Origin of the sequence: Shewanella pealeana ATCC 700345 (assembly GCF_000018285.1) — a bacterium.
Taxonomy (GTDB): Bacteria; Pseudomonadota; Gammaproteobacteria; order Enterobacterales; family Shewanellaceae; genus Shewanella; species Shewanella pealeana.
In genome coordinates, this window is the sequence record NC_009901.1 from 2,834,803 (window position 1) to 2,858,625 (window position 23,823).

General features: G+C 43.2%; 20 protein-coding genes. 6 read left to right on the top strand and 14 right to left on the bottom strand.

What is annotated here, in order from left to right; genetic code table 11:
- Positions 1–53: 53 nt before the first annotated feature.
- From SPEA_RS12260 to dmeF, 3 genes are all read right to left on the bottom strand, one after another.
- Positions 54–1,697 (bottom strand): phosphoethanolamine transferase, encoded by a 1,644-nt coding sequence (locus SPEA_RS12260; RefSeq protein WP_012155562.1) that lies wholly within the window; start codon positions 1,695–1,697, stop codon positions 54–56.
- 341 nt (positions 1,698–2,038) lie between these two features.
- Positions 2,039–2,458, bottom strand: coding sequence for a MarR family winged helix-turn-helix transcriptional regulator (locus tag SPEA_RS12265; protein ID WP_012155563.1), 420 nt, complete (start codon positions 2,456–2,458; stop codon positions 2,039–2,041).
- Between the two features lie 26 nt (positions 2,459–2,484).
- Positions 2,485–3,462: a CDF family Co(II)/Ni(II) efflux transporter DmeF gene (gene dmeF / locus SPEA_RS12270; RefSeq protein ID WP_012155564.1), complete on the bottom strand. Its 978-nt coding sequence runs from the start codon at positions 3,460–3,462 to the stop codon at positions 2,485–2,487.
- 463 nt (positions 3,463–3,925) lie between these two features.
- Here dmeF and eco point away from each other — a divergent pair, with 463 nt between their 5' ends.
- Positions 3,926–4,507 carry a serine protease inhibitor ecotin gene (gene eco, locus SPEA_RS12275; RefSeq protein ID WP_012155565.1) on the top strand — a complete coding sequence of 194 codons (582 nt, stop codon included), beginning with the start codon at positions 3,926–3,928 and terminating at the stop codon, positions 4,505–4,507.
- A gap of 53 nt (positions 4,508–4,560) precedes the next feature.
- On the opposite strand, the gene SPEA_RS12280 is transcribed toward eco, so the two are convergent.
- From SPEA_RS12280 to zwf, 5 genes are all read right to left on the bottom strand, one after another.
- Positions 4,561–5,789, bottom strand: a protein-coding gene (locus SPEA_RS12280) for an IS3-like element ISSpe3 family transposase (RefSeq protein WP_086024290.1) whose coding sequence is annotated in 2 segments (ribosomal slippage) — positions 4,561–5,438 and positions 5,438–5,789 — 1,230 coding nt in all. Because the reading frame shifts where the segments join, the coding sequence is not laid out codon by codon here.
- A 96-nt stretch (positions 5,790–5,885) separates the two neighbouring features.
- Positions 5,886–6,533 (bottom strand): bifunctional 4-hydroxy-2-oxoglutarate aldolase/2-dehydro-3-deoxy-phosphogluconate aldolase, encoded by a 648-nt coding sequence (locus SPEA_RS12290; protein ID WP_012155566.1) that lies wholly within the window; start codon positions 6,531–6,533, stop codon positions 5,886–5,888.
- A gap of 21 nt (positions 6,534–6,554) precedes the next feature.
- The gene (edd, locus tag SPEA_RS12295; protein WP_012155567.1) at positions 6,555–8,381 is read right to left on the bottom strand and encodes a phosphogluconate dehydratase; all 1,827 of its coding nucleotides are present in this window, start codon (positions 8,379–8,381) and stop codon (positions 6,555–6,557) included.
- Between the two features lie 9 nt (positions 8,382–8,390).
- Entirely contained in the window at positions 8,391–9,095 is a 705-nt protein-coding gene (gene pgl, locus SPEA_RS12300; protein ID WP_012155568.1) for a 6-phosphogluconolactonase, read from the bottom strand.
- 10 nt (positions 9,096–9,105) lie between these two features.
- Positions 9,106–10,578, bottom strand: a complete 1,473-nt coding sequence (gene zwf / locus SPEA_RS12305) for a glucose-6-phosphate dehydrogenase (RefSeq protein ID WP_041410949.1) — start codon at positions 10,576–10,578, stop codon at positions 9,106–9,108.
- Between the two features lie 315 nt (positions 10,579–10,893).
- Between zwf and SPEA_RS12310 the strand changes: the two genes are divergently transcribed.
- Positions 10,894–11,748, top strand: coding sequence for a MurR/RpiR family transcriptional regulator (locus SPEA_RS12310; protein ID WP_012155570.1), 855 nt, complete (start codon positions 10,894–10,896; stop codon positions 11,746–11,748).
- Between the two features lie 184 nt (positions 11,749–11,932).
- Positions 11,933–13,369, top strand: a complete 1,437-nt coding sequence (gene pyk / locus SPEA_RS12315) for a pyruvate kinase (RefSeq protein WP_012155571.1) — start codon at positions 11,933–11,935, stop codon at positions 13,367–13,369.
- Between the two features lie 84 nt (positions 13,370–13,453).
- Here the strand turns inward: pyk and SPEA_RS12320 are convergent, their stop codons facing one another.
- Positions 13,454–15,736 carry an acyl-CoA dehydrogenase gene (locus SPEA_RS12320; RefSeq protein ID WP_012155572.1) on the bottom strand — a complete coding sequence of 761 codons (2,283 nt, stop codon included), beginning with the start codon at positions 15,734–15,736 and terminating at the stop codon, positions 13,454–13,456.
- 5 nt (positions 15,737–15,741) lie between these two features.
- On the bottom strand, positions 15,742–16,389 hold the full coding sequence (psrA, locus tag SPEA_RS12325; protein WP_012155573.1) for a TetR family transcriptional repressor PsrA: 648 nt from the start codon (positions 16,387–16,389) through the stop codon (positions 15,742–15,744).
- A 182-nt stretch (positions 16,390–16,571) separates the two neighbouring features.
- Here psrA and SPEA_RS12330 point away from each other — a divergent pair, with 182 nt between their 5' ends.
- A complete protein-coding gene (locus SPEA_RS12330) occupies positions 16,572–18,410 on the top strand; it encodes a M2 family metallopeptidase (protein ID WP_012155574.1) in 1,839 nt (612 codons plus the stop codon).
- A gap of 118 nt (positions 18,411–18,528) precedes the next feature.
- Here SPEA_RS12330 and smrA read toward each other — a convergent pair whose 3' ends face one another.
- Positions 18,529–19,131 (bottom strand): DNA endonuclease SmrA, encoded by a 603-nt coding sequence (smrA, locus tag SPEA_RS12335; protein WP_223296500.1) that lies wholly within the window; start codon positions 19,129–19,131, stop codon positions 18,529–18,531.
- Positions 19,132–19,286: 155 nt separating this feature from the next.
- Here smrA and SPEA_RS12340 point away from each other — a divergent pair, with 155 nt between their 5' ends.
- Complete coding sequence (locus SPEA_RS12340; protein WP_012155576.1) at positions 19,287–19,871, top strand: YybH family protein; 585 nt, start codon at positions 19,287–19,289, stop codon at positions 19,869–19,871.
- Positions 19,872–19,957: 86 nt separating this feature from the next.
- Positions 19,958–20,437 carry a YchJ family protein gene (locus SPEA_RS12345; protein ID WP_012155577.1) on the top strand — a complete coding sequence of 160 codons (480 nt, stop codon included), beginning with the start codon at positions 19,958–19,960 and terminating at the stop codon, positions 20,435–20,437.
- A gap of 144 nt (positions 20,438–20,581) precedes the next feature.
- Here the strand turns inward: SPEA_RS12345 and SPEA_RS12350 are convergent, their stop codons facing one another.
- From SPEA_RS12350 to SPEA_RS12360, 3 genes are all read right to left on the bottom strand, one after another.
- On the bottom strand, positions 20,582–22,756 hold the full coding sequence (locus tag SPEA_RS12350) for a putative bifunctional diguanylate cyclase/phosphodiesterase (protein WP_012155578.1): 2,175 nt from the start codon (positions 22,754–22,756) through the stop codon (positions 20,582–20,584).
- A gap of 127 nt (positions 22,757–22,883) precedes the next feature.
- On the bottom strand, positions 22,884–23,171 hold the full coding sequence (locus SPEA_RS12355; protein WP_012155579.1) for a DUF406 family protein: 288 nt from the start codon (positions 23,169–23,171) through the stop codon (positions 22,884–22,886).
- Positions 23,172–23,246: 75 nt separating this feature from the next.
- Positions 23,247–23,738: a VC2046/SO_2500 family protein gene (locus tag SPEA_RS12360; RefSeq protein WP_150102228.1), complete on the bottom strand. Its 492-nt coding sequence runs from the start codon at positions 23,736–23,738 to the stop codon at positions 23,247–23,249.
- Between the last annotated feature and the right edge of the window lie 85 nt (positions 23,739–23,823).

The following is a 23,823-nucleotide window of genomic DNA, read 5'->3' on the forward strand; positions in this document are numbered from 1 at the left end:
AAAAAAGGGGCTTGCCACCCCCTTTTCAAATAAATTTACTGATTAATGACTATTTATTTCCTACAACCCAAGAAAATATCGGTACTTGGGCGATATATACTGGTTTTCACATTCATCAAGCCAAGTAAGCTATCGAACAAGTTATCATGGGAAAAACCTCCCTTAGCCGCTTCTTTATTTAGGCAGGTTAGATCCAGACGATTTTGTTCGGCGAATCCGTTAGAGATCCAAGCTAATAAAGGCACCTTAGTCTGCTCACCTGGCGCAAATGAATACGGCGTACCATGAAGATACATACCGCTTTCCCCTAATGACTCACCGTGATCCGAGATATAAAGCATTGCAGTGTCAAATTGCTTACTCTCCCCCTCTAGTTCTTTGACCACCTGTGACACAATATAATCTGTGTACAAAATCGTATTGTCATAGGTGTTAACCAGCTGTTGGTGAGTACAGTTTTGAATATCACTTCTCTGACAGTCAGGTACAAAGCGCCGGTGTTGCTCAGGGTAACGCAGATAGTATGTCGGCCCATGGGAGCCAATGATATGCAGCACCAGCAAGGTGTCTTTTCGCTCAATCGTCTTAAGGCGTTTATCCAGCTCATTTATTAAGACTTGGTCATAACAAAATTCGCCGTTGCATAGCTTGGGATCGCTGTTATGGTCGATAACCACATGCTCTATGTTCTGACAAACCCCTTTACAGCCGCTGTCATTATCGAGCCATTCGAGTTGAATGCCTGCATGATTCAGTATGTCGATGACATTATCTTGAGCCATTGCACGACGAGAGTCGTAATTTTTATGATCCATTCTTGAAAACATGCAAGGTAAAGAGACTGCGGTTGCAGTGCCACAAGAGTGCGTATCTTGAAATGCGATTAAGCCTTGAACTTTGGTATGCGCATTGGTTGGTCTGTCATAACCATAGTAATGATAATTAGCCGCTCTTGCCGTTTCGCCGACCACCAGCACCACTAAATTAGGCTTAGTTTGCGGATGGGTTTTAGAATTAGTTTTAGCCGTGGTATTTTTCGCATCTAGGCCAAGCTGTTTATACTCAAGCGGCTGTTGCAGATAGTTGACATCAATGTACTTGGCGGTAGAACCAATAAAATAGGTAGGAATAACATAACGCTTAATGATGTCGTTATTACGGCCAAAAGAGACGTAGTTTTGATAATAGAACATGCCTATCACCACTATGCCCGCGAGCATAGACAGCATAAACACGGCCTTATGCAGTAACTCCTTACTAAAGGGTTTGTATTGAATATTGGCTTTATATATAAGCAAGCAAGGTATTAGCCCCGTCACAGCGAAATTGAGGACAGATGCCCAATTAAGGTAGGTCGCCGCCTCCGATTGATTGCTCTGAACGGTGTTTTCAATCATGCCGTAGTCAAAAACCACTCCATATTGAAAAGCGGCAAAAAACACACTCGATGATATCAGGGTCAGAATGATGAAGAATGGCTTTGCCAGGTACTTCACACTAAAAATACTAAATAAAAAAGACAGTGCAAATAACAGAAAAAAAGGCATGGTCGCAATAAAGGCCATATTCACATCGGCTTGTTTATCCACGCCCTGTTTGATAATTTGAAAAAGCGGAATATTAAGTACGCACACATAATAAATCGCAAGTATAAGTGTGAATTGAATACTATTTAGATTTCTAAGACGTGATAACACTGAGTTTACTCACTTATTTTTAAGGTTATTTATGGCTCTCCTTGCCTATAGCCCGCTATCGGGGGGGATGGCTTTATAATAGCACCTTAACAAAATGGCTAATACTGTATCAAACGAAAGAATGATACATTTTTGCTAAAAACGTATCATTTGTATCATGCGGAGAGCTGATCTAATACTAATTGGTATTAAGCTTAAATAGGCAGGGTTTTGCTTAGTGAGTACCATTTTAAATGGAGATTATCGAACAAGAAGCTGCCGTACAAACGGGCTATTAGAGGCTGCCTGCAGATAGAAGTGAACCTAGCATACTCTCATTATGGCTAGCGGCGTCGAGTTGACTAAAACTCGAGATTAATCCTTTCGAAAAAATCTAATAACTGAGCACGCTCTTTATCGTCAAATTTAGCCGTCAGATCTTGAGTCAACTGCATATGAAGTTTATCGTGCTCTTCGAACATTTCACGGCCACTATCGGTAAGTTCAACTAAAATAGAACGTCTATCGTTAGCATGGGGAGTACGTACAACCAACCCAGCTTCGACCATCTTATCGACCTGAACCGTTAGCGTCCCCGTTGTAATACCGATCTTTTGCGCTAATTCTTTCATACGCATGGGGCCGTTAAGCCCCAATATTTCAACTGTGTGAACTTGAGGCAAGCTAAAGCCTTTATCTTTGACCACAGCCATTTCCCAAGATGATAACTTCTCGTAAAACTCGATCATTGCATGATTTAGGCTATCATCTTGGTTCTTCATTGTGTTCATTCCTCGTTATAAGGGGCTTATTGTGCCTGAGTCACTGGATTAACTTCAATAGTGATATGAGATAAGCGCTCAAATTGTGATAGCTTTTCCTTAAAATAACCTGCTTTTTCAGTACGTTCACAATGAATGATCATACTAGCAGCATAATGGTCGGCACTGATTTTCCAAATATGCAGATCTACAAGCTGTGCGCTTTCTTGCTCAATGGTTTGTCTGATCTGCTGCATGTAGCTTTGTTCAATACTTGCATCCAACAATACTGGCCCTGTTTGTTTAAGCAGTCCCCATGCCCAACGAGTAATAATCACTGCCCCCACAATACCCATAATAGGATCCAGCCAAGTTAGACCAAAATATTTACCCATCAATAAAGCTGCTATTGCTAACAGCGAAGTGAGCGCATCGGCAAGGACGTGAAAGTAGGCAGCCCGTAGATTATGATCTTGGCCATGATGATGGCTATGCTTATGTTCATGGCTGTGTTCGTGATTATGTCCGTGCTTATGTCCGTGCTCATTTCCATGATCGTGGCTATGATGATCTTTCAATAAAAAAACACTGACTACATTAACAATAAGACCAATAATCGCCACCAAAATAGCCTGGTTGAAATAGATCTCATGAGGATTAAAAATTCTCACACTCGACTCTACCAGCATCACGAGGGCGACTAAGCCCAAGGCGATCGCACTGGTGTAGCCCCCGAGTACGCTAACCTTACCAGTCCCATATGAAAACTCCGCAGAATTAGCATGCTTTCGTGCATAACGGTAAGCAAACAAGGTAATCATAAAAGCCGCTGCGTGGGTTCCCATATGCCAGCCATCAGCTAATAATGCCATTGAACCATAAATGGTACCGGCAATGATCTCTGCCAGCATAGTCACTATCGTAAGCACTAAGACATAAAACGTATTACGTTCACCCGAACTATTTTGGGTTGAAAACTTCTGTTTATCTACGCAATGAATTGCAGCCTGTTCACCATCGTTCATAAATAACACCCTTGAATATTTTGTTTTAACATCTAGCCATAACCTCTTAGCTATCGTTCATTTCTGACTTATCACTTCTGTTTACAAGCCTGTCTGACCAGCACAATTTCGATGACAAACAAGGAAATCAAACTGACCAGCAAGGTTTGAGCTACGAATTAATCGTGAAACAAGTAATTTGATAATCAAACTAAGTTTGCGCTTTTAGGAGACGTAAAACAAGACTTGGGACTATTTATATGATCTTGCACTATACCGTTGAACATAAATGATGCGTTGTTAATGAGCTTAAACCTAGGTAAAGACGAACTTTATGCAAACCTCGCAGTCATATTTGGATAGCAATCATTGGGGCTGTAACAGCAGGCTGAGTATTTTTTTTGTTTTTTTTAACCCTTTTTGAAAACGACCCCGTTTATAGAGGTATTGAACACAGACAATACCTTTTTCTTTTGGAGATTTTATGACTTTATTCACTGCTGCAAACAAACATTTTGCTCGTACTCTTTTAGCTTCTTCTTTAATTCTTTCGGCTTTTTCATTCAATGCGAGTGCGACTAGCCCAGCCCATCCATCTGGATTAAATCAAAATATGATCAGTGCACAAATGTATAGCGCGAGTGATTACACTGCGACCAAAGAAACAAAAATGTATCCAAAACCAGAAGCGGGTCAAGTCCAGCATATCTTGACTCTACCTAAGCTAGATAATGAAGACGATTACAGAGTGGAGATCCAGATCGGTCAAACAAAGATGGTCGACTGTAACAAGCATGGTTTATCAGGTGAACTCAAACAACATTCGGTCAAAGGATGGGGCTATAACTATTATCAAGTAGACACCATTAGCGATGGTCCAAGCACTATGATGGCCTGCTTCGAACAAACTAAAACGGAAAAATTCTTACCTATTGGTGATGATCTAATGCTTAAGTACGATAGTCGCTTACCGAAAGTCTTTTATCTACCAGAAAACACTCAGGTGCGTTATCGCGTCTGGAAAGCCGAATCAGCATTTAACTATTCGGGTGAAGCGGCACAATAATCAGCTTCGATTTCTGAAGTGTGTCTAGTCCTAAAATAGGTTGACGGTTTTTATTAAGCCAGTTGGAACTCCCGACTGGCTTTTTTATGTACTTCATTAGGGGTTTTCATCCCTAAACTAAGATGCGGCCTTAAATGGTTATAAGTCTCTATCGACTCTTTGATTAACATATCGAGCTCCTTCATCGTACGGCAGCGATAAAGCAAAAACTCGTGCTTCAAAATCCCATTAACCCGCTCTGCAAGTGCATTTTGGTAGCAGTCATATCCATCTGTCATGGACGGAGTAATACCATTTGCCGCTAACGTCTCCTGGTACTCAGCTGAGCAGTACTGCATCCCTCTATCTGAGTGGTGAATGGCATCGCCTGTTGTCTGACGATTCTTTATCGTCATATTCAATGCTTTGACCACGTCACAAGCTTTCATTTCATGGCTTAACTCATATCCCATTATCTTTCTTGAGTACGCATCTGTTACCAGAGACAAATAGTGCGTCCCCTCATCTGATTTCACGTAGGTGATATCGCTAACGAGCACCTCTTCAACACGCTTGACCGCTCTGTCTTTTAGTAAGTTGGGATACTTTCTTAGCCAGTGATGGCTATTGGTCGTTTTAGTGTAATTTTTTCTGGGTTTTACCAGCATATTTTGTTGCTTCAAATACTGAAATAACCCATCTCTACCGAGCTTTATCCCTTGTTCTATCAGTTGTGGCTTGATGAGCTGGTAGAGCTTGCGCGTCCCCACTCTAGGCATAAACTGGCGCCAATACATGACCATCTTCATCACAGGTTTAAGCGTTTCAGCTTTTGCCGTTCTGCGTTGTTTCCATTGATAAATTGCTTGTCTAGATAAGTTGAACTGCCGACTCGCTGTGGCTAACTTTATGGTGCCTTTTACTTTGGCGAACCAGAGCGTTCGGCTAAGTACTTTTTTTCTAAATCGATGCCGTATTCGTTTTTAAGCAACTCGACCATATCGCCATAAATCATGTTTTTCATTTCTAGATTAGAGACTTGCTTCTCCAATCGCTTAATTTTCTGGGCTGGCGTTTCTTTAGATTTAGACATAGGAGAGTGCTCAATAGGCTGGGACCAGTCTAATCTACCATGCTTTCGTAACCATGTAAGGACGGTACTTCTTCCTTGGATACCATAGTGGTCTTGAGCTTGCTTATAGGTCAGCTCGCCTTTTTCTACTTGGCTGACGACGGCTAATTTAAAGCCTAATGTGTAATCACGCTGAGTACGTTTATTGCTGATAGAACCTGAAGGTTTCATAGATAAGTCTCCAATGTGTCAACTTATCTCAGGACGGGACAGTGTTGACATAAAAAAAGCTACCAATTTGGTAGCTTTTTTCGTATTTGCAATCTGTTAGACTTTTAGAGCACCAATCGCTTCTTTACACAAAGCAGTAATGCGTTCCCAGTCACCCTGCTCCATCGCATCTGTTGGCGCAATCCAGCTACCACCAATACAATCGACATTCTTAAGTGCTAAGTAATCTTTATAGCTACTTGGGGTAATGCCGCCAGTTGGGCAGAAACGAATATTTGCCAGTGGGCCAGAGAAAGCTTTAAGTGCATTTACGCCACCAGAAGCTTCAGCAGGGAAAAACTTGAAGTTTGTGTAACCCAGTGCCATGCCTTTCATCACTTCTGAAATGCTAGCAACTCCAGGAATTAGCGGTGTGTTACCCGCCATAGCAGCTTCTAACAATTCAGTTGTTGCACCTGGAGTGATAACAAACTGAGCGCCAGCGTCAATTGCCTGTGCTAACTGTGCTTTATTTAGAATAGTACCCGCGCCTACTAGGGCTTCAGGTACTTCTTTAGCAATCTTAGTGATCGCTTCTAATGCACAATCGGTACGTAGTGTTACCTCTAAAACCGAGATCCCGCCAGCAACGAGTGCTTTAGCAAGCGGCACTGCATGTTCAATCTTATTGATCACCATTACAGGAACAATAGGGCTGCGTTTAAAAATATCTTGTGGCTGTATTAACCAGTTATTCTCAAGCATTGCGTTACTCTTCCTTAAACTTTAATAGTGTTCATCAATAGCACTAGTGCATCGCGCACCAGTTTCTGGACTGCTTAAGCTTGCGCGCAGTGCACCGAAAAGCTCTCGTCCCATTCCATAACTTGTTCTTTGCAGATCGACTTTATCGGCAGCTCTTGCATTAAGCTCGGCCTCATCGACTAGCAGAGACAGTTCACCCGTTGTCGCATCGACTCGAACTAAATCACCATTGTGGATCTTAGCGATTAGACCGCCATCTAACGCCTCTGGCGTTAAATGAATGGCTGCAGGCACCTTGCCAGACGCGCCTGACATACGGCCGTCAGTCAGTAGAGCGACCTTATAGCCTCTATCTTGTAGCGTACCAAGGATAGGAGTGAGCTTATGTAGCTCCGGCATGCCGATGGCTTTTGGTCCTTGACCTTTTACTACCACCACGCAATCTTTATCTAAATCACCCGCTTTAAAGATAGCTTCAAGCTTGTTTTGATCGTCAATCACCACTGCTGGCGCTTCAACAACTCGATGTTGCTCAGCCACTGCAGACACTTTAATCACCGCGCGGCCCAGATTACCTTTAAGCAGCTTTAGGCCACCGTTGTTTTGGAACGGCGTGTTAAGCCCCGTTAGCACTTCGTTATCTAAGCTTGTTTGCGGACCATCGACCCATTTAAGCTCGCCATCACGGATTTGCGGCTCTTGGGTATAACGCTTAAGACCAAAACCTGCGACTGTATCGACATCTTCATGAAGTAAGCCGCCGTCCAGCAGTTCTTTTATTAAGAACGCCATACCGCCAGCAGCGTGGAAGTGGTTAATATCGGCGTGACCGTTTGGATACACACGTGCTAGTAGCGGCACTGCATCTGAAAGCTCAGAGAAATCATCCCAGTTGACGATAATGCCAGCAGCGCGAGCCGCGGCCACTATGTGCATGGTCAGATTAGTCGAGCCACCCGTTGCCAATAGTGCAACGATACCGTTAACCACTGATTTTTCAGATACGACTTTACCGATTGGCGTATATTGAGTACCCATTTCGGTTAGACGACAAACCTGCTTAGCGGCTGTCTTGCTCAAGACTTCACGTAGCGGATCGTCTGGATTAACAAAAGATGAGCCAGGTAATTGAAGTCCCATCACCTCTAGCATCAACTGGTTACTGTTGGCCGTGCCGTAGAAAGTACAAGTACCCGCACTGTGATAAGACTTAGACTCAGCATCTAACAATGCCGCTCTGTCGATTTCGCCTTGGGCATACTTTTGACGAATACGCGCCTTTTCCTTATTAGGAATACCCGACTTCATCGGGCCAGCAGGTACAAATAGCATAGGCAAATGGCCAAAGCTCAGTGCACCAATCAACAGACCCGGTACAATCTTGTCGCAAATACCTAGCAGCAAAGCACCGTCGAACATGTTATGGGATAGACCTACCGCTGTTCCCATGGCAATCACTTCACGGCTTAACAGGCTAAGCTCCATGCCAGGCTGACCTTGGGTCACGCCATCACACATAGCAGGAACGCCGCCTGCAACTTGTGCAACACTACCGACTTCGTTACAAGCCTGTTTCAACAAGTCTGGGTACGCACCGTATGGTTGGTGAGCAGACAACATGTCGTTAAAAGAAGTGATAATACCGATATTTGCTTTGTTTAACTGCTTTATGTCGGACTTGTCGCTTGGGTTACAAGCTGCAAAACCGTGAGCTAAGTTACCGCAACTCAGTGCGCTACGGTGAACGCCTTTATTTTTAGCATCATCGAGCGCCGCTAAATACTTAGCGCGAGAATCTTTGCTTCGTTCAATAATTCTGTCAGTAACAGATTGTACAACGCTGTGCATAATTACTCCTTAAGCGCTCCAGTAAACATCAACAGGTGTTTTATGCTGTTCGAGAACGGCTCGAATTGGCATTTCACGCGTGTCTTCGCTTGCTAGTGCTTGTCGGTAAACCTCAAGTTTTTGTTCACCAACGATATGTAGATAGATTTGACGGCTGGCTAAAATAGCTGACTTTGATAAAGAGATCCGTGAATGAGGTGCATTGCCAGGTGTAACCGCAACACACAATTCAGCCGATGTTAATGCGTTATCAAGTTCAGCATCTGCAGCACAAGGGAACCATGAGCAGGTATGCCCATCATTGCCCATGCCTAATACGACAACGTCAAAAGGCGTTGGAAAGCTACCAAGTTGCTCAATTGCCATAGCACAACCTTCTTCTGGTGAAGAATACATATTCTTCAAACCACGAAATTTAGCACTGGCGGCTCTATTCTTGAGTAAGTTATTTCTTACCAAACGCTCATTAGAATCACCGTGCTCAGGGCTGACCCAGCGTTCATCGGCTAACGTGATAAACACATCACTCCAGTCGATCGCTTTCTTGCTAAGTAGTTCAAACAACTTAAGCGGAGTAGAGCCGCCAGAAACAATCAGGCTTGCCTTTCCGCGGGCATCAACAGCGTCTTGCAGTTGATTAGCAATACGCTCGGCCAGTTGCGCTTCTAACGCCTCTTTATTATCGAACGATTTGAAAACAGTTTCTTTAATCATTGTCTTCCCCTTACTCGTCCCAAGAACGGCCATCTTTAGTGATAAGCGCAACAGAGGCGACTGGGCCCCATGTGCCAGCAGGGTAAGGCTTTGGCGTTTCGTCTGTTTCTTCCCACGCTTGAATAATACCATCGACCCAGCTCCACGCCTGCTCGACTTCATCTCGGCGTACAAACAGCGCCTGATTGCCTAACATGGCTTCAAGCAATAAACGCTCGTATGCATCGGCAATTCGTTCACTCTTGAATGTTTCAGAGAAACTTAAATCGAGTTTGGTGGTTTGTAGACGCTGCTTTTCACCTAGACCCGGCACCTTATTCAACATCTGGATTTCAACCCCTTCATGAGGCTGTAATCGTATTGTCAGTTTATTCGGTGGCAGATTACGATAATTTGAACTGTATAGGTTGTGCGGTGGATTTTTAAAATACACCACGATTTCTGAACTCTTAAACGGCATACGCTTGCCACTACGAAGGTAGAATGGCACGCCAGCCCAGCGCCAGTTATCGATGTCTACGCGAAGTGCTACAAAGGTTTCAGCTTTAGACTGAACATTCGCGCCCTCTTCCTCTAAGTAACCTGGAACCGGAGCGCCTTTTAAGAAACCAGAGCTATATTGACCACGAACCGTATTCTCATAGATGTTATCAGCATTGATTGGTCGCAGTGACTTAAGCACTTTTACTTTTTCGTCACGAATATTGTCAGCATCTAAGTTAACTGGTGGATCCATCGCCACTAAGGTTAATACCTGTAATAGATGATTTTGGATCATGTCGCGCATCTGGCCCGCTTTGTCGAAATAACCCCAACGGCCTTCGATACCCACCTCTTCAGCAACAGTTAGCTGTACATGATCGATAGTACGGTTATCCCACTTAGAAGCGAAAAGAGAGTTGGCAAAACGCAATGCAAGTAAGTTTTGCACCGTCTCTTTACCTAAGTAATGGTCGATACGATAAACTTGGGTTTCTTCGAAATAGGCTGAGACTTGGTCGTTAATGATGCGAGAACTTGCGAGATCGGAACCGATTGGTTTTTCTAGAACGACGCGAGAGTCAGGGAAAATAAGTTTTTGTTCGTGAAGGCAACGACAGATATCGCCAAAAATAGCAGGAGGAGTGGCGAAGTAACTCACCATGACGCGTTTTTCTGGCTCGAGAATATCGTGGAAAGCTTGATAGCCATCAGACTCTGTGAAGTTGGTGCCTACATAATGACAACGGTCTAAGAAACGGTTCACCGTCTCTTCACAAAGCTCGTCTTTTACAAAAGTCGTTAAGGCGTTTACCACCAGCTCGCGGTATTCTTCTTGACTAAATTCATCCTTTGCGACGCCGAGGATTTTAGTATCGACATTCAGCAAATTGGCTTTATCGAGTTGGTATAAAGAAGGAAGTAACTTACGCTTCGCAAGATCTCCCTTGGTACCAAATAGAACAAAATCACAAGCTTTGGCTTTAGGTGTCGTAATGCCCATCGCTTCAATATCTCCTTTTGACACTGTGCCCCATCATTTTTGATGAGAATTCACACGTTTGTTGTAATATAACAACAGAAATAGCTAATTGCATCTAAATTTTATAATAAACTTCAAGTTAGCTTATTAGGCATGTTACGCCATAATCTGGTATGCTTTCGTGATAAAATTACTAAAAATTATCGTGTTTGTACCTGTTGTCATTATAAATTAATGTTGGCCTAAGCGCTCTGTAATTAACGGTAACTAAACGACAAATAATTAGCTTCAACAAAATATAATAAAACTACATTACTATTGAGTGGACGTACGCATATGAATACCCTCGAAAAGGTGCAGAAAAGCCTTACCCATTTTAGTAAATCTGAACGTAAAGTTGCAGAAGTTATTTTGTCTTCGCCACAAACCGCGATTCATTCTAGTATTGCGACGCTGGCAAAAATGGCAGATGTGAGTGAACCTACAGTCAACCGTTTCTGTCGTCGCCTTGATACTAAGGGCTTTCCAGACTTCAAGCTCCACTTGGCCCAGAGCCTAGCCAATGGTACGCCATACGTTAGCCGCCATGTAGAAGAAGATGATAGTCCAGACTCTTACACCACTAAGATTTTTGAATCTTCTATGGCGTCACTAGATACCGCCAGACAAAGTATCGACACAGCCGCTATCAACAAGGCTGTAGATATTTTAACTCAAGCTAAGAAAATCTCTTTCTTTGGCTTAGGCGCCTCCGCTTCTGTTGCGCACGATGCTCAAAATAAATTCTTCCGCTTTAATGTACCTGTCATCAGTTTCGACGATGTTCTTATGCAGCGTATGAGCTGTATAAACAGCAATGAAGGCGACGTAGTGGTATTGATATCTCACACCGGCCGCACTAAATCGCTTATTGATATCGCTAAGCTTGCCAGAGAAAATGGCGCTGCCGTTATTGGTATTACCGCCAGACATTCTCCACTATCAACGGTTTGTACGCTTCCTGTTACAATGGAAGTACCTGAAGATACCGATATGTACTTACCTATGGCTTCACGTCTAGCACAATTAGTTATAATTGATGTGCTAGCCACAGGATTTACCCTCAGACGAGGTCCTCGTTTCCGCGAGAATTTGAAGCGAGTAAAGGAAGTCTTAAAAGAATCAAGAATAGACAAAGATCCAGTTCTGTAACTGACTTTCGACATGATTTTAGGCAGTTCAGCCTAGGCTGAATTGCCCACTTTCAAAGATATGTTGGAATAGGTCACAAAATTAAAAACTTGAGTTAGATCATTTTGTTCGTAAATTTACTACAAGTATGGGTGTTGTCTGTTAATATAGGGTCAGAATTATTTAAAACTTAACGGAGTATCTCATGTTCCGCAGAACCAAAATTGTAACAACTTTGGGTCCAGCCACAGACCGTGATGACAACTTACGCCGCATTATTGCTGCCGGTGCTAACGTTGTTCGCTTAAACTTCTCTCACGGTGCACCAGAAGATCATAAGAAACGCGCAGACGATACACGAGCGATTGCAAAAGAGCTCGGCGTTCATGTTGCCGTTTTAGGCGATCTACAGGGCCCTAAAATCCGAATCTCAACTTTCAAAGACAACAGAAAGGTTATGTTAGTGCTTGGTCAAGCCTATACCCTTGATGCCGATCTAGCGAAAGGTGAAGGTGATGAAAACCAAGTCGGTATCGATTATAAAGAGTTACCACAGGACGTTAGTCTTGGTGATATCTTAATGCTCGATGACGGCCGCGTTCAACTACGCGTTGAAAGCGTCGAAGGTAACAAGGTTCATACCATAGTGACGGTTGCCGGTCCTTTATCAAACAATAAAGGTATCAACAAGCAAGGCGGTGGCCTTTCTGCGGCGGCTCTAACAGAAAAAGACAAGCAAGACATCATCACCGCAGCTGAGATTAAAGTTGATTATCTCGCCGTCTCTTTCCCAAGAAGTGGTGCAGATCTTAACTACGCTCGTGATTTAGCACGTCAAGCCGGTAGTAATGCGTTAATCGTCTCTAAAGTTGAGCGCGCAGAAGCCGTTGCAACTGACGAAGCGATGGACGATGTCATCATGGCGTCTGATGCCGTTATGGTTGCTCGTGGTGATCTCGGTGTTGAAATTGGTGATCCTGCTCTTGTTGCAGTTCAAAAGAGACTGATTAGCCGTTCACGTCAATTGAATAAGCCTGTTATTACAGCAACTCAAATGATGGAATCGATGATCTCTAGCCCAATGCCAACTCGTGCAGAAGTGATGGACGTAGCAAACGCGGTTCTAGATGGTACCGATGCGGTAATGCTAAGCGCCGAAACTGCTGCCGGTGACTTCCCAGAAGAAACCGTTAAAGCCATGGCTGAAGTCTGTTTAGGTGCGGAGTCTCATCCTAGTGTTCAAGTTTCTAAGCACAGATTGGATCAGCAGTTCACCACCATCGAAGAGACGATTGCATTATCGACTATGTATGCAGCAAACCACCTAGAAGGTATCAAGGCCATTATCGCCCTTACCGAATCTGGTGCAACGCCGCAGATGATGTCTCGCATCAGCTCTGCTCTGCCAATTTTTGCCTTGTCACGTCATGAGTCGACTTTGGCTAAGATGGCGCTTTACCGCGGTGTTCAGCCTGTGTATTTTGATTCGACTGCACATGCTCCAGAAGCGGTAGCTCAAAAAGCACTAGAGACGCTTTCTCAAGCTGGTTACCTTGTAAAAGGCGACATGGCGATGATGACTAAGGGTGATGCAATGGAAACCGTTGGTGGCACTAACACCAGCAAGGTTGTTGTTGTTTAAACCATACTCCCCCTTAAATCATTAGGGATTTAGTCAATAAAAAAGGTACGCATTGCGTACCTTTTTTTATACTCAATAAACGGGTTAAAGTTTATCGAACTCGTCAACAGCGATAGCAGCTAAGCGCAGCTCATCAGCTTTAATCAAGTTTTGGTGCTCTTGCTCTGAGATTAACGAGATCTCCAATGCAGCGCCAAACAATGCCACTGCTGGCAACTTCTTCGGTAAGCTGCCCTCTTTCTGTGCTTGCTTAAGCTTCTTATACAGCCCTTTGCACCCATGTTTAGCAATAAAGGCATTTTCAACTTCGGTAATACCACTTGTATCCCCATCAAAACTTGGGCACAAGAAAGTTAACCTGTCACGAGCTGGACCTTGCTTATTCATCGCATTGGCCAAATCAATCGATAGCTTATCACTCGCATCTTTAAATCGGTTACCAAGCGGGAAGATTAATGCACGCAGCAGCAATGCAACCCCGCGATTTGGGAAGTTACGAATCGCTTCATCTAACGCTTTTGCCGCTAAGTGAAGACGGGTAGCCATAACGTGGCGTACCGCTGGTAAGTCATCAAACTGACGACCATTATCTTCAAAAAGTTTTAAGGTCGCAGAACCAAGATATAGCTGACTTAACACATCGCCCATACGTGCACTTAGCATCTCTTTACGTTTCAGATCGCCGCCAAGAATAAGCATAGAAACATCTGTCATCAAGGCTAAGCCAGCAGATAAACGCGTCATGTCTTTATAATACTGCTTGGTTTCACCACTCACTGGTGATTGAGCAAAACGGCTGCCAGTCAAGGCATTACCTAACGCGCTAAAGGCATTACGAGTCGCATAGCCAATATGTCCCAGTAACAAGTCATCGAAACGCTCAAGGCCTTCACTGGTGTCTTGCATTCCCGCCGCTTCCATCTCAGCTAGCACATAAGGGTGACAACGTGTTGCCCCTTGGCCGAAAATCATCAAACTTCTGGTTAGAATATTTGCCCCTTCTACCGTGATAGAGATTGGCAGCGCCATATAACCATGGCCTAGATAATTCTTAGGTCCAAGCTGAATGCCCTTACCCGACTGAATGTCCATCGCATCATCAATCACCTTTCGACCAAGCTCAGTCATATGATATTTAGCAATTGCGGTCACAACTGACGGCTTAACCTTTAAGTCGATGCCGGTGGTGGTTAAACGTCTTGCGGCTTCAAGTTGATACGTATTGGCAATCACACGAGCAAGTGCCTCTTGCACCCCTTCAAATTGACCAATATCCAGACCAAACTGCTGACGCACTGCGCTGTAGGCCGTCGTCGTCTTGGTAGCCATATGGCCTGAAGCGGTTGATAAAGCGGGTAGTGAAATGCCACGACCAGCCGACAAACACTCAACTAGCATTCTCCAGCCGCGTCCCGCATATTGAGGGCCACCGATGATCCAATCCAATGGAATAAACACATCTTTACCTCGGGTCGTACCATTCATAAACGCCATATTGAGCGGATTATGACGACTACCAATCTCGACGCCTTCATGATCAGTTGGAATTAACGCACAGGTGATGCCGATATGTTTTGTGTCACCTAACAAGCCATCTGGATCGGACATCTGAAATGCAAGACCGAGCACATCAGCTACAGGAGCAAGGGTTATATATCGTTTATCCCAATTCAGTTTTAGGCCGAGTACTTCTTCCCCATTAAACTCTTGGCGACAAACGATACCAGTGTCAGGAATTGCACCAGCATCACTGCCCGCGTCTGGACCCGTTAAGGCAAAACAAGGAATGGCACTGCCATCGGCAAGTTGGGGTAACCAATAATCTTTCTGTTCGCTAGTACCATAATGGGTCAATAGCTCTCCAGGACCTAATGAGTTAGGTACCATAACGGTTACTGCCGCGCTAACGCTACGGCTGGCAATCTTACTGACGATAGTCGAGTTTGCGTAAGCCGAAAACGCCTTACCACCATATTTTTTTGGAATGATTAACGCAAAGAAGCCTTCTTTCTTGAAGTATTGCCAAAGTTCTGGCGGTAAGTCTTTTCTGTTATTCACTATGTCGTAATCATCGATCATAGTTAATGCTGTCATGACTTGATTATCGATAAAGTCTTGCTCTTCTGATGTCAGCGTCGGTTTACCGTAACTGTGAAGTAACTGCCAGTTAGGTTTGCCTTTAAATAGCTCGCCTTCCCACCATACATCGCCCGCTTCCATCGCTTCTTTCTCAGTAACAGAAAGTGGTGGCAATACTTTTTTGAAAAAACTAAATACAGGACGCGTAATTAACTGCATCCTGATGTTTTTAACGCTGAATACAACGACTATTGCGATAAGCAACAGTACTAATAATGTCGTAGCCATAATTTTTACATTACATCCTTAGTAAGTGGAACGGACACTCCGGCAGACAAATACGGAATGACTTTTCTGATAACAGCTTCAATATCATTTTGCTCCCCAAAATCAGCTTCTGCAATTTCTGTTAATGCATCGGCTGACGCCATGGTGAAAACAATCGTACCTAAGGTAAAGTGTAATCGCCAAAACATCTCTGCGGGAGGAATATGTGGTGCACTTTCGGCGACAGCCTTAACGAATAACCCTAAGTATTCTCCATAGTGTGTGGTGATAAACCAACGGAGGTGACCTTGGCTTTCAATGTAACCACGCCCTAATAATTGCAAGAAGGTCGTAGTCCCTTCCGCTCTCAAGCTATTAAGATCGAGTAAAGGTGCCACCAAGGTCGAAAAGATGTCGTCTAAGGATGCGTTCGCATTATTACTACGCACAGCAACAATGGCCTCGGCGGCAGCTGGCATAAACACATCGAGGTAACGTGCGAGTACCGCCCGGATCAGCTCCTTTTTAGAGCCAAAATGGTAATTCACAGATGCAAGGTTTACTTCAGCTTTACTTGTAATTAGTCTTAGTGAGGTTTCTGAAAAACCTCTTTCTGCAAATAATTTTTCCGCAGCATCCAGTATTCTTGTTTTTGTATCGGAGCGATTTGCCATTCCGTTGCCTCTATTTCTATTTAAAACACTCGTTTAAATTAAACATTCGCTTTCTTTTTGTCAAACGAAATCCCTTTAATCAAGCAAACAGGTCAATATTTCAGTAAGCAATCTTAATCCCCTATTAATCGGCAACAAAATAAGTAAAATATGCAACACAATAATAACAGGGGATATTGAGGATGAGTAAAAGCCTAGTTAAGGTTTCTAAACTTTCGGCAGTGATTGCGCTAACACTTGGCGTTTCAGCTTGTAGTAAAATAGAGGCTGAGAGTAAGCCTGTCACAGTTGATAAAACTATAGAAGCTAAACAGTTTATCAAGGATGCTGAATCTAAAATGGCCGATCTCTCTATTGAGATTAATCGCTCTGAGTGGATCTATAGCAATTTTATCACCCAAGATACTGCGGCACTGGCAGCCAGTGTTTCTGAAAAATATACCGCTGCATCGGTAGAGCTCGCGACTACATCGGCGCAATTTGCCAATCTTCCATTAAGTGACGCTGAAAAACGTAAACTCAATATACTTCGTAGTTCTATCGTACTCCCAGCTCCACTCGATGTGGTAAAAAATGCCGAACTGGCCAATATTAGTGCCGAGCTAAACGGTCTATACGGTAAAGGAAAATATTGTTTCGAAGATGGTCACTGCCTAACTCAGCCTGAACTGTCTGCCATTATGGGAACATCAACTAATCCAGATGAGCTTTTAGAGGTGTGGCAAGGCTGGCGTGAAATAGCCAAACCTATGCGTCCGCTTTTTGAAAGAGAAGTGGAGCTTGCAAATGAAGGGGCCAAAGATCTGGGTTACGCAGATCTCTCTGAGCTTTGGCGTAGTAACTACGATATGAAGCCTGACGAGTTTTCCACTGAACTTGACCGATTGTGGGGGCAAGTTAAACCTTTATATGATTCGCTACACTGCTATGTTCGTGGTGAGCTAAATGAGCAGTATGGTGATGATGTGGCACCAGCATCTGGAGCTATACCAGCCCATCTACTCGGCAATATGTGGGCACAAAGCTGGGGCAATATTTATGAGCAAGTCGCGCCAGAAAATGCCGATCCTGGATATGATGTCACTGAGCTGTTAGCCAAGCATAACTTTGATGAGATAAAAATGGTTGAGCAGGCCGAGACCTTCTTTACTTCTCTTGGCTTCGAGCCACTACCTGACACATTCTGGGAACGTTCTTTATTCGTCCAGCCTGAGGATCGCGATGTGGTTTGTCACGCATCGGCCTGGGATCTCGATAGTCGCGACGATATCCGCATAAAGATGTGTATTCAGAAGACCGCCGAAGACTTTACCGTAATTCATCATGAGCTTGGGCATAACTTCTATCAACGCGCTTATAAAGACCAACCGTTTATCTTTAAAAATAGCGCCAACGATGGTTTCCACGAGGCGATTGGCGATACTGTTGCCTTATCGATTACGCCAGATTACTTGAAGCAAATTGGATTACTTGACGAAGTCCCTGATGCGTCCAAAGATATTGGGCTACTACTCAAGCAAGCATTAGATAAGGTGGCGTTTTTGCCATTTGGTTTGATGATTGACCAATGGCGCTGGAAGGTCTTTAGCGGTGAAATCACACCTGAACAATATAATAAAGCATGGTGGGAACTTCGCGAAAAATACCAAGGTGTGAAAGCTCCTATCGCCCGCAGCGAAGCAGACTTCGACCCAGGTGCTAAGTATCACGTGCCCGGTAATGTGCCCTACACGCGCTATTTCTTAGCGCATATTCTGCAATTCCAATTCCATCAATCCCTATGTGAGATTGCTGGTGATAACGGCCCAGTTCATAGATGCAGTATTTATGGCAACAAGGAAGCCGGAGCAAAACTCAACACCATGCTAGAAATGGGGCAAAGCAAGCCTTGGCCTGAGGCGTTAGCGGCAGTAACTGGCACTAAAGAGATGGATGCCAAAGCCGTACTCGATTACTTTGCGCCACTGCAAACTTGGTTAGATGAGCAAAACTCCACTGCAAATCGTCAATGTGGCTGGTAAATGCTAAATAATGCAGTGGACTGCTATTTTGTGTGAGTAATGCAAAATCCAAAAGGCTATTTTACTTAAAGTAAAATGGCCTTTTTAAAACCTAAATAAACTAAAATAAAGCTAAAAATCAGCGGACTTTCACCCCTTTGTGATTAGTTTCTCTAGCTTCAATTCGTTTCTGCTCAGATTTTGTCAGCATGACATAAAGCGCTCCAGTGCCGCCATGGTGGGTTTGGGCACTGTGAAAAGCCAGAACTTCATCTATCTGTTCAAGCCAGGTAACAACAAAGGATTTCATTAATGCAGGGATAGGCTTAGTGTTAGCACCTTTACCATGAATGACTAAAATACTTCGCTCGCCCTTTTCCCGACTCTTTTGGATCTCGTTATATAGTACCTCTCTGGCCTGAGCGACTTTTAACTGGTGCAAAAGCACTTCATATTTAACCGGATAATCACCTCGGCTTAAACGATGAAACACCGCCTCTTGTACTCCGTCCCGCTTAAACTCCACCACATCTTCTGGTGCAACAGGATTAACTTCTTGAACCTGTGTAGTCAGCTTAGACAAGTGCTCACTCATCTCTAGCTGCGATCGGCAAGCAGCTTGCGCCTGCGTCGAGGCTTTTTGCTCCCAGATCGTACAAGAGGTATTATTTTTAAGCGGCCTTACACTTGCCATCTCTTCGAGAAAAAGAGTCATATCCTCTTCACCCATAAGTGCTCCCATAGGCTTAACGCCACAAACAATCTGAACGGATAATCATTGGCCAATTTCTGGCATAAAAGACGGTTTCTACACATCTTGTAAAGATCTAGTACTTTAGTTCAGCTTAACCATCTATTATAGTGATAATTAATATATTCTCGGTCTATCCAAATTACATGCTCAAAAAAGTTGCTACATCGCTTACGTTAATAAGCGCACTATATCTCAGCTTCATTCAAGTCGCATTCGCCAATGATAACGACTCGCTAAATGCCGTCTATAGCCATTTTAGCGAAGCCTTTAATGAGCTAGATGCCAGTATAATGAAGTCTATCTACTCTGAAGATGCTTGTTATATTCCTGAAGGCCAAGATAAAGAGATCACCTTAGGTCGAGATAAGATCGTTGCTTTGTACGACGCTTTTTTTGGTAAGATAAAGCATAAAAATGCAAAAATTGAGGTCGACTTTAGGGTCATTGAACGCAACATCGTAGGAAAAAGTGCAACTGATGTCGGCTATTACCTTATTCGTTTCCATCCTCCTGTCGATAATGGCGAGCCAAGCAGCGAGTTTGCCGGTAAGTTTGTGGGAGTGTCCAAGAAGAAGAGCGATGGTAAATGGTATTTAACCGTCGATACCAACAATCGCGCCGAAGCATCTTTTTATTATAATGCCAAACCAAGTCCAAACCTTTATTATGGCCGCCAATTTCCAACATTGAGCCAAAGCACATTACCTAATAACCATGACAAACCATAACATCAGCATTAAGCCAAAGTTCACCACCCAATAACCATGACAAACCATAACATCAGCATTAAGCCAAAGTTCACTACCCAATAACCATGACAAACCATAACATTGAAGCCGAATCCTTATGCCCTTGTTGTTCAGGGCTATCTTATCAGTCTTGTTGCCAACCATTTCACCTTAAGACGCAAATAGCACAAAATCCCGAGCAGTTAATGCGCTCTAGATTTAGTGCTTTTTATCTAAACAAATTTGCATATCTGATTGAAACTCATCACCCAGACTTCTTAAATGGCCTCACAGAACAAAACCTTGCACAAGAACCACTGCCAGATTGGTTAGGTCTTGAAGTGAAGTCTGCAAGTGAAGATGGCAATCAGGGGCGTGTAACTTTTCAAGCTTGGTATCAATTAGACAATGAGCTAGATGCAATACATGAATGTTCTGATTTCATTAAGCTGGAAGGTAAATGGTTTTACACCAAGGGGGAACAAAAGGCTGCCGTTTTCCCTAAACGTAATGATAAATGTGTGTGTAACAGCGGTAAGAAGTTTAAGCAGTGTTGCGGTCAGTAAGTAATGCTGAGCTTGGCTCTTAGTGCAAATTCAATTGCACTAAAAAAACATGAAGTAAATCGTTTAGTGTTTGGCTAATTACCCACAGATAGAGCCGATAAATTCGGCTTTATCGTATCAAGCAATCTTTGATATGGCACAAGACTAATGGATCGCTGAGGATTTTTGTAAAAACTGACCGAACTCGGATACTCGTAGGGCTGGGCTATATAAGAAGCCTTGTGCTTGATGACACAAGTGTTTAGCGAGGAACTGCTCCTGCTCTTTTGTTTCGACACCTTCAGCGGTGAGCGAGATATTGAGTGCCGATGCCATTGCAATAATAGCACTCACTATTTCTCGGCTTTCACGACTGACAGAAAGGTCTGAGATAAATGAGCGATCAATTTTCAACTTACTAATTGGGAACTGTTTTAAGTATCTCATCGAACTATAGCCAGTACCAAAATCATCAATGGCGAGTCCAACGCCGAGTGCTGCTAGCTCGTGACACAAATTAGTTGCAGAGCGAATATCTTCCATTAACTCAGTTTCGGTGATTTCAAGGATCAAACTATTTGGTTTTAAACGATAGCGGGTTACAAGCTCCCAAACCTGCTCAAACAAGTTACTGCTAAAAAACTGTCTTGCAGACACGTTTACGTGCATGGATATATCAATTTGATGGCGTTGCCAAAGGTTTAACTGTTTACATGCCGCTTCAAGCACCCATGAACCAATATCGTTAATCAGTCCCGTTTGTTCGGCAATATCGATGAAAGCTCCAGGGTAGAGCACGCCTTTCTTTGGATGGTGCCAACGGAGTAATGCTTCTGCACCGATATAAGACTGAGTTGCCAAATCTTTGAGTGGTTGATAATACAGTTCAAATTGACGCCCTTTTATCGCGAGGGCTAGGTCTCTTTCAATTTGAGCATCTTCTTTAAATGCATTTAACAAGGCAGAGTTAAACAACTGGATAGCATTACCTTGCCGATTTTTGGCATATTGAATGGCGATGTCTGCACAGGTCAAAGCCGAAAACTTCTGCTCAATCGAGGAAAGATCGACTCTAGCTAAAGCCGGCCTTGGTTCAATTTGCTCAATTCCAATGGTAATCGTCGCTTCAAGCTGATGATATAATCGCTCAGTTGCCTGCTCTATCCAAGCTTCACTTGATCCACTTTCAAACAAAATCCCAAACTCATCACTTCCTATTCGTGCGACCTCTGAAATTTTATTTACTTCGGCAAAATGGCGAATTCGTCGGGCGATTTCAACTAAGATGATATCGCCATTTGCATGACCATAGGTATCGTTAAAACGTTTAAACCCTCTAAGATCGATCATGACTAAATGGCCAGTATGCGATTTTTCAAGGACTCGACTGAAGTGTGTTCGATTATATAACCCAGTTAAGCTACAGCGCCAAGCTAGACGAAATAACTCATTTTGATGATAGTGCTCTTCAGTACAATTTTCTGCATTAACTAAGGCAAAATGGTTGCCCCTTTCAGAGATAAAGCGCTTTACCGAAAAACGCATCCAGTAAGAACTGCCATCATCGCGGACTAAATAGACCTCTTCTTCAGAGGCCTCCCCTTCCCGAGCTTTTTTCAACACCTCATCAGATAAGTCGGGATATTGTTTGAAAAAGTCTAATACCTGAACCTTTCGACCTAACACTTTTTCTTTAGGAACTTTGGTTAAGTTAAAATGGGCCTTATTAACATATTCAATAAGATCAGTGGCTAAATTAACCACCATCATTATCTGCTCTGACTGCTCTGCAGCTGATAAGAACAGGGTTAAGCGCTCATCTTTATCATAGCCGTATTGAGTCGCTAATGTTAATGCTAGCTGATCTGCGACTTGTGAACAGAGCTGCACCTCAAGATCACTCCAAGGCTCTGTCTGCTCTTTGCGCTCAAGACTTAACATCCCCTCTAAATGTCCATTAATACGAATAGCCACTTCTAAAACTGACAAGATCCCTTGTTGCTGGTAATAAGCTTGAAGTTCGATTAGTCGCTTGTCACTACAGCAATGCTCTGCCGTAATATGACGTTCATCTTTTAATTGACTGATAAAATTGGGACAAGAGGAAGGGACTGGGCGAATAGAGGTAAGTGCTGATGAATTTGGAGAAGTATTGAGGCGTGTGATTTGTGTCAGTGTATCCGTGTCAGCTGACAACGCAGAGACGACAACACTCGAAACACTAAGTTGCTGAGAAAGTAATTCAGCCGCAATTTGTGCTGTTGACTTAAAGTCGCCCAACATCTTTGCTTCTGAATTAACAATGTACTCCAACAATTGCTGAAATTTATGTTTCTTCACACGTAATCCTAAATAGGGTAAGCAAAGAGCTTACCAAATAGCTTTAAAATTAAAGCTAATATATTATTTTTATAGGGTACAAGATTACACGAGTTAACGCATTTTCAGCAAGTTATCCGAAGGACTTTTACAAACCATTTTCTAGCTGAAATATCATTTTTTCGGCGCTAAAAGAGAACGTTAGACTAACTTTTGCACTTTGACCTTCAAGTAGGGTCTGTGCAGTCACCCCCTCAAAGCGTTGTTGTGCCTTTTCAATGACAGTGTTTGCTAACTCTTCGCAATTATCACCCTGTAACTCTAAATCTAATACCGTGTCATATTCATCAATAACGGCGCCAACATCCACAAAGCTACCACAGTCATTACAAGTATCATTAACTAAATCTGACTGTGCCTTTTGAATATTTTTCATCTTTAACTTGTCTCTATTAAGATCATTTGAATATCTGATTATATATCAGCAAATCAAAATAGAGCAGGATCATCATCAAGCTTGAGCTATTAATTCGCTCATTTTACGTTGCATGAGTAATTGATCGCCAAAATGCATCAATTCCACCTTTGCTTTTGTCGACACCTGACGATAGCGTTGGCGAGTAGAGAGTGCACAGTTAGCTAACACCTCTTGCATTCCTAATGGCTCATTGTGACGGATCACTATGGCTTCTTCGTTTAATGCGTTAGCCAAACGAAAAGCCGTAGGCCCATTTAATTGGTACGTCTTACTGTTATCTGTCACGCTATGGTCACTATCGAGTAGCCCGAGTAGCTTCTGAGGAGCGGGAAGTTCAAACTTTGTGCGCAGGTCATCGCAAAGATGCCCTGGAGTCTGAAATTGCGCCATATCACGCGCATCTTCCGAAAGCATAGAAAGCAGTAACCCAAATTCCCCTCGTCGGTTTGAACCGACTGCGTGATTGAGTCTCGATCCCAACTGGGATTCGTTAACTAATGTACTTTCTAACTGTATAACACTCATTGTGAATAAAAATAAACCAATAAAACAAACTGTTAAAACCTTATCGACCCGATGAGTCATTACTTTAGGCTTTATTTCGGATTCA

Bases quoted from the DNA above. Each gene is read 5' to 3' on its own strand.
- SPEA_RS12345 (WP_012155577.1), top strand. From the start codon at position 19,958: ATGACAAACCATAACATTGAAGCCGAATCCTTATGCCCTTGTTGTTCA.
- smrA (WP_223296500.1), bottom strand. From the start codon at position 19,131: ATGGGAGCACTTATGGGTGAAGAGGATATGACTCTTTTTCTCGAAGAG.
- eco (WP_012155565.1), top strand. From the start codon at position 3,926: ATGACTTTATTCACTGCTGCAAACAAACATTTTGCTCGTACTCTTTTA.
- SPEA_RS12330 (WP_012155574.1), top strand. From the start codon at position 16,572: ATGAGTAAAAGCCTAGTTAAGGTTTCTAAACTTTCGGCAGTGATTGCG.
- SPEA_RS12360 (WP_150102228.1), bottom strand. From the start codon at position 23,738: ATGAGTGTTATACAGTTAGAAAGTACATTAGTTAACGAATCCCAGTTG.
- edd (WP_012155567.1), bottom strand. From the start codon at position 8,381: ATGCACAGCGTTGTACAATCTGTTACTGACAGAATTATTGAACGAAGC.
- SPEA_RS12340 (WP_012155576.1), top strand. From the start codon at position 19,287: ATGCTCAAAAAAGTTGCTACATCGCTTACGTTAATAAGCGCACTATAT.
- pyk (WP_012155571.1), top strand. From the start codon at position 11,933: ATGTTCCGCAGAACCAAAATTGTAACAACTTTGGGTCCAGCCACAGAC.
- SPEA_RS12320 (WP_012155572.1), bottom strand. From the start codon at position 15,736: ATGGCTACGACATTATTAGTACTGTTGCTTATCGCAATAGTCGTTGTA.
- SPEA_RS12355 (WP_012155579.1), bottom strand. From the start codon at position 23,171: ATGAAAAATATTCAAAAGGCACAGTCAGATTTAGTTAATGATACTTGT.
- pgl (WP_012155568.1), bottom strand. From the start codon at position 9,095: ATGATTAAAGAAACTGTTTTCAAATCGTTCGATAATAAAGAGGCGTTA.
- SPEA_RS12310 (WP_012155570.1), top strand. From the start codon at position 10,894: ATGAATACCCTCGAAAAGGTGCAGAAAAGCCTTACCCATTTTAGTAAA.
- psrA (WP_012155573.1), bottom strand. From the start codon at position 16,389: ATGGCAAATCGCTCCGATACAAAAACAAGAATACTGGATGCTGCGGAA.
- zwf (WP_041410949.1), bottom strand. From the start codon at position 10,578: ATGGGCATTACGACACCTAAAGCCAAAGCTTGTGATTTTGTTCTATTT.
- SPEA_RS12265 (WP_012155563.1), bottom strand. From the start codon at position 2,458: ATGAAGAACCAAGATGATAGCCTAAATCATGCAATGATCGAGTTTTAC.
- SPEA_RS12290 (WP_012155566.1), bottom strand. From the start codon at position 6,533: ATGCTTGAGAATAACTGGTTAATACAGCCACAAGATATTTTTAAACGC.
- dmeF (WP_012155564.1), bottom strand. From the start codon at position 3,462: ATGAACGATGGTGAACAGGCTGCAATTCATTGCGTAGATAAACAGAAG.